The following is a 12,225-nucleotide window of genomic DNA, read 5'->3' on the forward strand; positions in this document are numbered from 1 at the left end:
ATAGAGATACTGACGAAGTCCTGGCAAAAGAGAACGCCCTTGCTCGCGGTCAGTTTTGATAACGTGATGTCGACTTTTTTCAAACTTTCCGACCACGTGACGGTCCTCAGTCGAGGACGAAGGTTGGCGCTACGCAAAGTTGGACCATGGACGTCAGCTTCCGACCCTAAGCGGACATCAACCTACTTTCCGTGGGATCCGTTCCAGGACGCCGTCGGCGTAGTCGCGTTGGAAGGGCAAATCCGGGCGGTGGCTGTAACCGATGTAGCAGTCGCAGCGCGTGTTGGGGCAGGTGCGCGGACGAAGCTGTGCCTCGAAGCTGCCGTCGTAGAGATTGCCCAGCGGGGTGGCGACGAAGTGGCAGCGCCTGACATGGCCACTGCCATCCACCGACAGGACACTTTCGCCCGTCAAGCAAGGCGCGCCGAGGCTGGGTCGCGGATCAAGGTTGAACCCGAAGTGCGGATCGACGTCCTCGAGGCTGCGAACCTGCTCGGGCGTGTAGTAGTCCGCCGGCCGCTCATCGTAGGCATTGAGCCACAGCGGCACGCCCTCAGGAAGCTCGGAGCGCATCGCCTCGATCTCGTCCACATGCTCGAGCATCGCCACCATGCCCACGCTGAAGCGCACGCCGCGGCGTGCCAGTTCGTGGCAGCGTGCGAGGAAAGCGGCGCGCTTCACCTGGCCTGGATGGTAGGTGCACCACAGCGCGAGCGACTGCAGGTTCGCTTCGTCCAGCCAGCGCGTGCCCACGCAAAGGTTGGTCTGGATCGCCACGCGGCGGATCTGCGGCATGTTGCTCAGCGCGATCATCGCTTCGCGGTAGTGCCTGCGTACCAGGCCCTCTCCCCAGGGCGTGAACAGGATGGAGATCGGCCGCGACTGCGCCGACACCCAGTCGACGAAACGCTGCAGGTCCTGCGCGTCGCGGCGCAGTGCGGCGCGGCTGTCGTAGGTCTTGGCGAAGGGGCAATACGGGCAGTCGTAATTGCAGCTGCTCAGCTGGCCACGGTAGAGCAGCGACAGGTGCGCGGCGGTCATGCGCAGTGGAATTCCCGCATGCGCTCGGCGACACCGTCGGATACCAGCCACGGTCCGATCGTGTCGGCGCGCGCCATGCCGGCCTGGGTCAGCGTCAGCGCCGGGCCGTTGCGCTCGGCCAGCGCATGCAGCAGTAACTCGCCCAGCTGCGGCAGGTCGTCCAGGCAATCGGAACCGAACCGTTCACGGTACTGCGCCAGGTCCAGGCCTTCACGTTGCAGCAACGACTGGATCACGTGGCGCCGGCGCCGCTCACTCTCGTCGAGCAGCACGCCGTAGTCGGCGCTGGCGAAGGAGGCCTCGTCGAGCTGCATGTAGTGCTCCAGGATCTCCACCACCGAACGGCGGCTGACTCCGAACTCGCTGGAGTAGTGCAGGCCCGCCGTGTACGACCGCGCACCGCAGCCGATGCCGACCATGCCGTCGGTCTGGCAGCAGTACAGGGGGCCGCCGCCGTCGGTTGCGTGCGGTGCGCGGAACATCCGCATGGACACCTGCTCGTAGCCGGCGGCGAGCAGGTGCGCGCGCCCGGCTTCGTACATGTCCAGGCGTTCGTCCACCGGTTCGGGTTGCAGCACGAACCTGCGCCGTCCCTTTTCCTCGATGCGACCCAGGCCTGTGTGCTCGCGCACGTAGAGCGGATACAGGTACAGCTCCTCCGGACGGAAGGCGAGCGCGCAATCGATCGAAGCGAGGAAGCTGGAAACGGTCTGGCCCGCGATGCCGTAGATCAGGTCCAGGTTCAAGGTGGGGAAACCCGCCGCGCGGATCGTCGCGATGGCGTTTTCCACGACGTCGCTCTGCTGCGGCCGCACCAGCGTGCGCACTTCCGCCGCGCTGAAGCTCTGGATGCCCATGCTCACCCGGTCGATGCCCGCTTCGCGGCACACGTGCATCTTGGCCGCGTCCACGGTTTCCGGCGATACCTCGATGCCGGCGGGAATGGCGTGCAGGTCGATGTTCGCGTTCCGGCGGACGAAACCGAACAGGCGCTCGAGCTGCGTGGCGTCCAGGTAGCTGGGCGTGCCGCCGCCGACGGCGAAGCGCACGAAGCGATGCGCGCCCAGCGAATCCGTGGTGACGCGCAGCTGTCGCTCCATCTGCGCGAGATAGTCCTCGACCAGTTGCGGCGCCGGCCGAGCCATCGCGAACAGGTTGCAGAAGCCGCAGCGATAGCTGCAGAAAGGCACGTGCAGGTACAAGAACAACGCATCGCGACGTTCGCCGGCCCAGGCCTCCGCAAGCGAGCGCGGCGGCGACAGCGGCCGGTAGGCGCTCTTGTGCGGGTAGGAGTACGAGTAGGCCTGATAGGGCGCGACGCGAAGCAGGTCGGACAGCGGGATACTCATGGCTTCAGGAAGAAGTGGGCGTAGGGAACGTCCGTGACCGTCGGGTGCGCGATGCGATGGCCATGGAAGCCATCCTCGCCGTAAGCGGTGCCGTGGTCGGAACAGGCGATGACGAAGGCGGGACCCCGCGCGCGCAGCGCCGCGAAGAGCGTTGGCAGCTGCGAATCCACGTAGCGCAGCGCGGCGCAGTGGCTGTCGAGCGAGTCGCGATCGCAGCCAGGCAGGTAGTGGCGGTTGGGCTGGTGGATCGCGGACAGGTTCACGAACAGGAAGCAGCGCCGATCGCCCGCGACGCCAAGGCGTTCGGCCGCGAGCGCGAATTGGCGCTCGGTCGAGTCCGGCGCCGTGACGCCGTAAGCCGCATCCCAGTAGCGCTCCTCGAACAGCGAGGGCAACTGCGAGCCGAGGGCGTTGCGCAGGTTGAAGAAGCCGACGCCGCCGATACAGATACTGCGATAACCCTGGTCGCGGAAGCCGCCGACGATGTCGGACCGGCCGCTGAACACGAAGGTCTGCGGAGCGATCGTCTCGCTGCCCTCGAACTCGAGCGCGAACAGGCGCGGATGCGGGCCCGGCGAGGCTGGCGTGGGCAGGAAGCCGGCGAAGAAGGCTGCGTGCGAGGCGAAGGTAAAGGTGCCTGGCGCGTGCCGGCGCTCCCAGCCGGTGGCCGGCAGCAGCGGTGCGAGATTGGGCAGCTCGCCGCGCTCGAAGCAGCGCTGCGCGGCGTCGTAGCGCAGCGTATCGAAGCTGAGCAGCACGACGTCGTGGCTGCCGACCATCGCGTGCATGTCGGGCAGGTGGGACTCAGGCATGCGAGGCGGCCTGGTCTTCGTAGGTGGTGCGGCCCTCGTGGAGCAGGCCGGGCAGCAGGTCGCCGAAGCCGTTCGCTTCCAGCAACCAGCAACGCGTGCCGCGCACGATTAGGTCGAAGCCGATCATCCGGCTGCGCGTGAAGGCGCGCGCCGCGCGCTCGACGATGTCCGTTGCGGCGGCCATGCTGGCGTCGCCAAGCCAGTCGTGCAGCGGGCCCCGGCGATTGCCGAGGTGCAGGTTGCTGAGAGCGCCGGCGCTCGAGCGCGCCACGCGTTGCCGCGCACGCCCGTCGAACGCGACGATGCGCGCATCGAAGCGTTCTCCGGACAAGCCCGGCGTGCGCGGTTTCGGGATCCATTGTTCAGCGTAGGCGCCTTGGGCGGCAAGCGCATCCACCAGCCGGGCGATCTCGTCGTTGCGCGAATACCGGCGCTGCCGCAGTGAATTGAACACCCGTCCACCTTCGAGCTGCGCGGAGCCGTAGGCGACCTCCCGGCCGTCCGCATGGCGAGCGTAGGCGAGTACGCCGGCCCCGCAGGAGCCGTAGCGCGATTTCAGGAACACGCGCTCGCAACCGGACTCGCGTATGCGCCCGCGCAATGCGTCGTAGCTCTCCACCGTACCGAACAAGGCGGGAATGTTCGCGCCGGCGCGTAGGAGCCGCTGCTGGCAATCGAACTTGTCGGACATCGCCAGTAGATCCCGCGGTGCATTGAGGTAGGGCAGGCGCGACGGCACCGCTTCGAGCAGCCGCGCGAAACCCGCGAACCAGTAGTGTTGCCAGGCCAGCTCGCCGTGGACGACCACGCCAGGCGGAGGCCCCGCGGCTCCCTCGCTTTCCCAACCGGATCGCACCAGAGCTGCATGCAGGGCCGGCGCTTCGCCCGGCGACTCGAGCTTCACCTGCGTGCAACCTTCGGCGGCGGTCTCCAGCATGGAAGGCTCCGCGAGCAGCGTTTCGTAGGCCAGCAGCCGCGCCTCGGCGGCGCCCTGCGCCTGCAGGGCGTCCCGCAGTGCGGCGACGCGACGGCTGCCCCGTGGGCCGATCAGCAGCCAGCGCTCCATCGAGGTTATTCGGCGACCGCCACGTAGCGCTCGTCCTCGCCGTTGTCCTTCTCCGGGTCGTCGAGCACGACCGTGCACGGCAGCGTGCGCAGCTTCTGCTGCCAGGCCTCGGAGATGTAGTGATGACTGAGATCGAGGCGCTCGAGGTTGCCGAGGTGGGGGCTCTCGAACAGCGCCTGCGCGCCGACGTCGCCGATGGTGCCGAGCGACAGGTCGAGCGTGTGCAGCGAGCCGAGCCAGGCTTCGCCGGCGAGCCATCGGGCGAGCTGGTCGCTGATGATCGAATCGCGCAGTCCCAGGTAGCGCAGGCGCTGCGGACCGATCTTCGCGATCAGGGCCCGCCAGGTATCCACGTCGCCGTCGAAGCCATAGGCGTCGTCGCCCAGCCACAGTTCGAGGCTCCGCAGCGCCGGCATGACCGAATCGGCCACGTCGTTCGCCACCGCAGAGGGTAGGCCTCCGCACTCGATCGCCAGCTCCTGCAGGTTCGGATGCTCGAAAGGCGTGAACGTGAGCGAGGTGCTGCCGCGCACGCGCAGCGATTCGAGTTGCGGGAAGGCGTCGAGGAGCGGCTTGTAGTCGGACTGGATGATCCAGGAGATTTCGCATTCTTCGAAGGTCATGTCGCCCACGAAAAGCGCGCGCAGCTTGCCCAGGCGATCCTTGTTCGCGATCAAGCCCTCCAGGTAGCCGCTGGGTCCGTTCTCGGCCGCTTCCGACCATGCGCCGATCACCAGCGCCTCGATCGATTCGGGTGCGACCTTCGAGAAGAAGTCGGCGAGCAGGTCTTCCTGCGACTCCTCGCTGTCGTAGTCCTGCGTCAGGCGGTACACGGCGTCGATGCCTGCCGGCTCGCCGCCCATCTTGAACTCCACGACGCGCTTGCCGCGATAGAACTCCGTCAGGTCACTGATCGTCACGCCGGCCCCCTGCCTGTTTGTGTCGGCCAGAGCATATCCGAGCGTCCGGGGTCGGGGAAATGGCTGATAATGATGAAAATTCCGCAGGCCAATGCACCCGATGACCACCCTCGAATCCGCTGCTGCGCGCGTGCGCGAAGCCGTCCACTCCGCGACCACCGGCCTGGTCCAGCGCGAGCAGCTCGCCGAGTTGATGGTGCTCGCTGCCGTCGCGCGGGAGCATCTGCTGATCATCGGTCCACCCGGTACGGCCAAGAGCGCGGTGGTGCGTCGCGTGGCCAGCACGCTGGGCGGGCGCTATTTCGAGTATCTGCTGGGCCGTTTCACCGAGCCGGCAGAGCTGTTCGGACCCGTGGACCTGCGCAAGCTGCGCGAAGGCGTCGTCGAGGCCGATGTGAGTGGCATGCTGCCGGAAGCCGACGTCGCCTTCCTCGATGAAGTCTTCCTCGGCTCTACCGCGATCCTCAACACGCTGCTGGGCGTGCTCAACGAGCGCCGTTTCCGCCGCGGCCGTACCGACATCGCCTGCCCGCTGCGCGTATGCGTCGGCGCGGCCAACGCGCTGCCCGAGGACGAATCGCTGGCGGCCTTCGCCGACCGCTTCCTGCTGCACCTGTTCGTCGACTCGGTGCCCGACCACCAGCTCGAGGCGTTGCTGGCCGGCGGCTGGCAGGCCGAGAGCGCCACGCCGGCGCATTTTGCGGACCTTTCCGACCTCGACCTGCTCAGTGCGGAAGTGCCGCGCGTGCAGCTCGACAGTGCGCGCGGCGTACTCGCCAACGCCATCCGCAAGCTGCGCGCAGCGGGCTTGTCGCTGTCCGACCGCCGCATCGTGAAGACGCAGCGCCTGGTTGCGGCCGCGGCCGTGCTCGCGGGCCGCAGCACGGCGAGCGATGCGGACCTGTGGCCCTTGTTCTACGTGCTGCCCACGCGCGAAGCGCAGGTGAGCGCGCAGGAAGTGCTGCGCGACTCGATGGCGGCGGCAGCGAACCCGACGCTGCGTGCGGCGGTCGAGCATGTGGTGTTGCAACCGGTCTCGCGCGCCGCGCGCCTGCTCGAGGCGGCGCGCAGTTGCCTGCAGGCCGAGGACGGCCCGGGCATCCGCACCATTGCCGAGGCGCTGCTGCGCGAGATCGACGCCAACTTCAGCGCCGGTTCGATGCCGGAGGATCTGGCGGGCGAGCGTGCCCGCCTGGTTGAGAGGATCGGCGCGTCCGCATGAACTGGGGGTGGCAGGACGAAGCCGAGCCACCGTCGCCGCAAGGCGTCGTGGGCGTCGGCGCAGTCGCGAGGGCGCTGCTCGAAACGCTGGCCGCCCGCCCGCCCGCCGCGCGCGCACGACTGTCTGCCGCGGCGCACGACCGCATGCTCGTGCTCGTAGGTCCCGCCGAACAACTGCCCTGGGTGGACGGTGTGCAGTTCGTGGCGCCGCGCGCCGAGGCGGCCGCGTTGTGGCTGCCGACGACGCGCCGCCCCACCGTGCCGCTCGACCTGCTGGCGCAGGCGATCGCGCGCCACCATCGCGCTTCGCCCCTGCTGATGCTGCCCGCCCCTCCGCAACTGGTGTCGCTGGCGCGCTTGTTGCCCGCCGATGACGTCCTGATCGTGCAGATCCGCGAGCGTTGGGAGGCTGCCGCGGCATGAACGCGCTGCCCACCGCCTTGCGCCCCTGGCGCACCTGGCTCGACTGGTTCGAGGTCGACCGCGCGCTCGCGCTGGGCGACGTGATGCTGCGCCTCAACCCGTTGCTCGGGCGCATCGGCGCGCGCTCGCAGGGCGGTGAGCTGGAACCGGATGGCATCGACGACCTGCGCCAGCGCGGCCCCTACGAGCGCCTGGTGCTCAGCGAGTGGATGCTCGCGGACGCGCTGCCGGACGAGTTCGTGCGTCGCGCGGCGCACAACGAGCATCTATTCCTCGCGCCGAAGCTGGTGCATCGCGAAGCCGAGCGCGTGCTGGTCGCGGTGTTCGACGCCGGCCCTGCGCAATGGGGCGCGACGAGGCTGGCGCACGTCGCGCTGTGGATACTGCTCGCGCGGCGCGCGAGCAGCCTCGGGGCACGCCTGCTATGGGGCCTGGCACAGCAGCCCGGTACGCTGCACGAAGCCGACTCGCCGGACGCCCTGCGCAAGCTGCTGCAGGCGCGCACGCACGCATTGCCCACGGACGCGGACTGGCAGGCCTGGGAGACGCAGCTCGACGACGGGGCGGCGGCGGGTTCGGAACGCTGGCTGGTGTCCTCCGGCCGCGCGTCGCCTCCCGTGTTCAGCCATTTCGCGGATTTCCATCGCGGATTCGGCGACCAGCTGCGCGCGCGCCTGGGCACGCGCCAGTCGCGGCGAGAGGCGAAGCTGCCGCTGCCCGCGACGCGCGCGGCGATCGCCATCCTCAACGGCGACTTCCTGCGCGAGGCGCCGTCCACCGCGCACCGCCGCTTCAACGGACGCTTCGGCCTGCAGCAGGCGCCGTTGTTCAACGACGTCGGTGCCCGCATCGCGCTGCCGATGCAGGGCGAAAGCCGCGCGGTGATCTTCAAGATCCAGGACAAGACCGAGAACAAACTGGCCAAGCCGCGATTCGCGCAATGGGCCATGGGCGGCGAGGTGGTGTTCGCGGTGATGGCGGGAAAGAGCTTCGGTGCGGTGATCGCCTACGGCGACCGGCTGCAGTTCTGGAACCTGCCCGGCTTCAATGGCCTCATCGAACGCCCCGCGGAGTTCAAGGTCACGCCGGGGCGCTCGCGCTGGCTGCCCGCCGCCTGGTTCAACAACGGTAGCGACGAGCATCGGCTGGTCGTGCTCGACAGTGCACGCAACCTGATCAGTTGGGCCGTTGCGATGCGACCGTTGGTGCGGGGCCCGCGTGAGGACTGCAAGCGGCTCGACGACCACGTGCTGGGAATATGCCGCGTGGATGCGAACCACCTCGCGTACGCGCGGGTGGAAGGCGACGGCAAGCTGGTGATGAAGATGCTGCAGGCGAAGGGCACCTCCTGGTTCGTCACGGCGCTGCCGATCGTCGACACGCCCACGTCGGTGCATTTCGCAGGCGAGGTGGGCGGTCATCGCCATTGGAGCGGGGCGGTCTGCGTGGAAAGCAGGTCGACGCAGCGCGGCGGCGACCGTTCCACGAAGGTCTCGCTGTTCCGCGGCGAACCGAGCCAGGGTTTCCGCGAGACCGGTTTCGTACTGTTGCCGGAAGCCAGGATCATCGGCGTCGGCCGGGACGGCGACGACCCCGACAAGTACCACGTGCTCTACCTGGACGCACGCAGGCGCCGCCTGATGGCAGCGGGCGCCAACGGCACCGAAGCGCTGTACGAGTCGCCGGCCGACATCTCCGGCGGGTCCGTGTCCGGCGATGGCGAAAGCGTCGCGCTCGTGGACCTGGATGGGCAGTTGCTCGTGTTCGCCGGTGGTGGGCGCCGCCTGAGCATGTGCCTGCGCGGCGAGCACGCGGCGGTGCAGCCCGCGCCCGAGGTCGCCGCGCATGGCTGATCCGCTCGCGAGCAACATCCGCCATCCGGTCTGGCAGGGCGTGCAGGAGATCGCTGCGCTGTGGTTCCCTGCCGAATGGCTCGGCGAAACCGAGCGGGAACTGCGCATGATCGACGCCTGGCAAGCGGGCAGCCGTGCCTGGCGTTTCGAGCTGGGCGACGTGCTGGTGTTGCCGCGCGCGATCACCGGTGCCTGCGAAGGCCTGCCTGGCCTGCCGCTGCGCCGTATCGGCGGCGTCCTGCTGTCCGCGCCGCTGCTCGCGCGCGAAACGGAGGGATTGCCGGCGCACGACCTGGTGCTCGTGCGCGGCGCGCAGCCGGTGGCGCTGCACCTGTCGCAGGCGCGCGCCATCGACCTGTCGCGGCATCTTGATGTCGGTGACTACGCACTGCACGACACCTACGATTGCCGCATGCCACCGGCGGCATCCGCGGGCGCCTCGAAGCTCGATGGCGCCTCGGTACGCAAGCTGGTCGGCCATCGCATCCCGCCGCTGAGCAAGGAAGGCGAAGCCTTCCTCGCCGGCCGGATGGAGGGCGAAGGCAATGGCCCCGGCGCCGCGAAGCAACGCTTCGGCCGCGCCGTGGGCACGGTGCTGGGTACGATGCTGAAAGTGGTGCCCTTCATCGGCGCGGGCCTCGCGACGATCAGCCGCTCCGATGGTGCGGGCGACGGCCTGGTGCAGCCGCGCGGCAAGCCGGCGCAGCCCGGCCGCTTGCGCGCCGCCATCGCGCGCATCGCGTTGGCGACGCGGCTGTCGGCGCTGGTCGGCTACCAGCAAGGCGCCTATCTCAAGCGCCTGATGTCCATGTTTGATCGCGGCGACCTCGAAGAGGCGCTGCGCAACGCGCTCCCGATCGACAGTCTGGCGCAATCCCTGGGCCAGTCTTTCTCCCAGCCGGGCCGTCGCAACGACCTCCGGTTGTCGGGCGGTGCCGGCGGCGGGCTTTCTATCGGACTCGGCCCGGACCTGCAGGACCACCTGCGCGGGTTGTATCGCCGGGCCTTCGAGTCCTTCGATCGCCAAGGCCGCATCGACGAGGCGGTGTTCGTGCTCGCCGAACTGCTCAACGCACGTCAGGAAGCGCTCGACTACCTCGTGCGCCACGAGCGCCACGCGCAAGCCGCAGAGCTGGCACTGGGCTGGGAAATGCCGGCGGCGGCGATCATCCGCCTGCTCATGCTAGCCGGCGACGTGCAGCGTGCCGTGCTGGTGGCCCGCCGCGATGGTGCGTTCGCCGCGGCGATCCAGATGCTGCAGGGTACGCACGCTGAGCTCGCCGACCGCCTGCGCAGCGAGTGGGGCCATGCACTGGTTGCGCAGGGCGACTGGCTGGGCGCGGTGGAAGCGGTGTGGACGCTGCCCGCGATGCGCGCGCAGGCCACCGAGTGGCTGCTCGCGGCCGAGCGCGCCGGTGGCGAACTGGGCGCACGCGCCCTGGTGCAACGCGCGGTCCTGCTGCCCGATACGCTCGAACAGTACGCCGGGCTGATCGAATTGCTGGCCGACCCGTGGACGGGGGCGGATGCACGCACGGCCATGGCGCAGGCGATGCTCAGCGTCGCCGGCAAGAGCGAGGCGCTGCGCATGATGGCTGCGCGGCTGTTGCCCGCGGTCGCCGCGGACTGCGCCGCCTCCCGCAATGGCTTCGGTACGAAGGACCTCGAGAACCTGCTGGCGCTCTCCGGCGATGGTTGCCTGAAGGCCGATGCGCCCGGCTGGGCGTTGGGGCCGCGCGAGTCGACGCCGTTCTGGTCGCAGGCGCGCGCACTGCTGCTGGAGGCGCCGGCCCCCGGTCTGCAGGCGATCCACGATGCGATTCCCCTGCCGGGCCGGCAGACGCTGGTGGCGTTGGGCGAAGCGGGCGCCGTCGTCATCGATGCGGCCGGCAAGGTCCGCCAGCGCTATGCCACGCCGGCCTACTTCCTCGTCGCCAGTCCGCTTGGCCGCGTCGCGCTCGCCGTCGCGCCGCGCGAGCGCGTGTCGAGCATCGCCCGCCTGGACCTGGTGGGCCACGCGATCACCGACTTGGGCGCGCTCGCGCTGCGTTTCCCGTCGCCGCGCTTCGATGGCATCGGCTGGAGTGTGATCTGCGACCAGCGCGTCCTGGTCATCGACACCCACTCGGCCGCTCGCGAAGTCCTGTGGCACATCGGCGACCTCGGCGGCCCGATCGTGGCGGCGGGCCACTTCGCCAGTCGCGAGACCTTCCTCGTGCGTGGAAGCGATGCGCAGCTGCGCGACTGGAGCTACGGGTTGCCGTCGCGACGGCGGCTGTCTTGCGGCGATGCGCCGCTCGATCCGGAGGCGCCCGTGTACATCCATCCCTCGCGCGGGATGTTCCAGCCGAGCGTGGTGCTGGGCGCGGAGGACGTCACGCTGGAGTACCGCCTTGGCGGGGGCATGATCCGCGCGGCACTGTGCCCAATGGACGAGGGGCAGGAGTGCCTGAACTCCTCCATCCAGGTACTCGAGGCCGGGCTGGTGGTGGGCCTGACATTCGCCACGCGCATCGAGTTCTTCTTCTGCGGACTCGACGGCACGCGCGTCGTCGCACGCGTGTCCTGGCCCGCGGAATCCCCGCCCAGCGTGCGCGAACAAGACGGCCAGATCCTCATGTTCGACGGCGAGGGTCGCCTGCTGCACCTAGATCTCGCGACCTCCGCGCGGCGACACTTATCCGTCCGCTAGGTCAGGCACTGCGTAAGTGTCCGCTTCTGGCCGATAGCTGCCATCCGGGCTAGATCGTCCGCTTCCGACCCGAAGCGGACAAGTGCCCGTAGTGAATGACAGGTCAGGCCCATCAGGCTTGCAAGACGACCCATCTGCTCGCTCCGATGGCTGGCGAGGTCGGTGCCTGCCGACTATGAAGTCCCTCCTGTGGGGTGCCGCTCAACATCGCCAGCGTCATCCGTGGGTCAGGTTGTATGACGAGTTGGTTCCGACTGTCGCCCACGTCGGACCAGTCGGCCGCGCGTTTACACACCGATTCCAGGACTTCCAGCGCGACAGTGAGGAGCATCGTCATCGGGCATCAACTTCTGACCCTGTCGCTACGGATGCGAGGGTCGATTGATGCATCCCGCTACGAAGCCCGGAGTGATTCATGGCGACATCCCTGGCGTGACGAGTGACAGGTGTTCGACGAGCCCCAGCGTGACGCTTCCCGTATGTCCAAGTGATGATCCAAGCCCTATGCCCCGGAGGCTGCACCCGGAGCAGAAGACCGCTCACCAGCGCGTTCCTGACATCATCGGGGTGCTCCATGAGCAGGGCGGTAGCCGACGATCTTCGTGGTCAGTTGGACGCGCGCCTTCTTCCGATTCCGTAAGTTCCGTGAAAGTCGGAAAGGCGGAGAGGCCGCGCATCAATGTCAGGGCCAGAACCATCCGCATCAGAGTGCGAGATCGGAAAAGTCCTTGAAACAGAAAGCCCCGCCGAAGCGGGGCTTTGAATGTTGGTGGAGCCAGGGAGGATCGAACTCCCGACCTCGTCATTGCGAACGACGCGCTCTCCCAGCTGAGCTATGGCCCCACAAG

9 protein-coding genes and 1 tRNA gene are annotated in these 12,225 nt (G+C 68.6%); 4 read left to right on the top strand and 6 right to left on the bottom strand.

The window, feature by feature from the left end; genetic code table 11:
- Positions 1 to 177: 177 nt before the first annotated feature.
- The 5 genes from FB548_RS12670 to FB548_RS12690 are packed head-to-tail and all read right to left on the bottom strand — an operon-like array spanning position 178 to position 5,188.
- Positions 178 to 1,041 carry an STM4011 family radical SAM protein gene (locus FB548_RS12670; protein ID WP_142125152.1) on the bottom strand — a complete coding sequence of 288 codons (864 nt, stop codon included), beginning with the start codon at positions 1,039 to 1,041 and terminating at the stop codon, positions 178 to 180.
- A complete protein-coding gene (locus FB548_RS12675; protein WP_142125153.1) occupies positions 1,038 to 2,390 on the bottom strand; it encodes an STM4012 family radical SAM protein in 1,353 nt (450 codons plus the stop codon). The genes FB548_RS12670 and FB548_RS12675 overlap by 4 nt, the downstream gene beginning before the upstream one ends.
- Positions 2,387 to 3,202: an STM4013/SEN3800 family hydrolase gene (locus tag FB548_RS12680; RefSeq protein ID WP_221625959.1), complete on the bottom strand. Its 816-nt coding sequence runs from the start codon at positions 3,200 to 3,202 to the stop codon at positions 2,387 to 2,389. The genes FB548_RS12675 and FB548_RS12680 overlap by 4 nt, the downstream gene beginning before the upstream one ends.
- Positions 3,195 to 4,253 carry an STM4014 family protein gene (locus FB548_RS12685; RefSeq protein ID WP_142125466.1) on the bottom strand — a complete coding sequence of 353 codons (1,059 nt, stop codon included), beginning with the start codon at positions 4,251 to 4,253 and terminating at the stop codon, positions 3,195 to 3,197. Before FB548_RS12685 ends, FB548_RS12680 begins: the two co-directional genes overlap by 8 nt.
- Positions 4,254 to 4,273: 20 nt before the next feature.
- Complete coding sequence (locus FB548_RS12690; protein WP_142125154.1) at positions 4,274 to 5,188, bottom strand: STM4015 family protein; 915 nt, start codon at positions 5,186 to 5,188, stop codon at positions 4,274 to 4,276.
- A gap of 100 nt (positions 5,189 to 5,288) precedes the next feature.
- Here FB548_RS12690 and FB548_RS12695 point away from each other — a divergent pair, with 100 nt between their 5' ends.
- The 4 genes from FB548_RS12695 to FB548_RS12710 are packed head-to-tail and all read left to right on the top strand — an operon-like array spanning position 5,289 to position 11,377.
- Positions 5,289 to 6,410: an AAA family ATPase gene (locus tag FB548_RS12695; protein WP_142125155.1), complete on the top strand. Its 1,122-nt coding sequence runs from the start codon at positions 5,289 to 5,291 to the stop codon at positions 6,408 to 6,410.
- Entirely contained in the window at positions 6,407 to 6,832 is a 426-nt protein-coding gene (locus FB548_RS12700) for a hypothetical protein (protein ID WP_142125156.1), read from the top strand. The genes FB548_RS12695 and FB548_RS12700 overlap by 4 nt, the downstream gene beginning before the upstream one ends.
- Positions 6,829 to 8,685, top strand: coding sequence for a hypothetical protein (locus FB548_RS12705; protein WP_142125157.1), 1,857 nt, complete (start codon positions 6,829 to 6,831; stop codon positions 8,683 to 8,685). Before FB548_RS12700 ends, FB548_RS12705 begins: the two co-directional genes overlap by 4 nt.
- Positions 8,678 to 11,377, top strand: a complete 2,700-nt coding sequence (locus FB548_RS12710; protein ID WP_142125158.1) for a bpX6 domain-containing protein — start codon at positions 8,678 to 8,680, stop codon at positions 11,375 to 11,377. The genes FB548_RS12705 and FB548_RS12710 overlap by 8 nt, the downstream gene beginning before the upstream one ends.
- Positions 11,378 to 12,144: 767 nt before the next feature.
- Here the strand turns inward: FB548_RS12710 and FB548_RS12715 are convergent.
- A tRNA-Ala gene (locus FB548_RS12715) sits at positions 12,145 to 12,220 on the bottom strand.
- Positions 12,221 to 12,225: the final 5 nt, after the last annotated feature.

The sequence above is a fragment of the Pseudoxanthomonas sp. 3HH-4 genome, from assembly GCF_006716465.1.
GTDB lineage: Bacteria > Pseudomonadota > Gammaproteobacteria > Xanthomonadales > Xanthomonadaceae > Pseudoxanthomonas_A.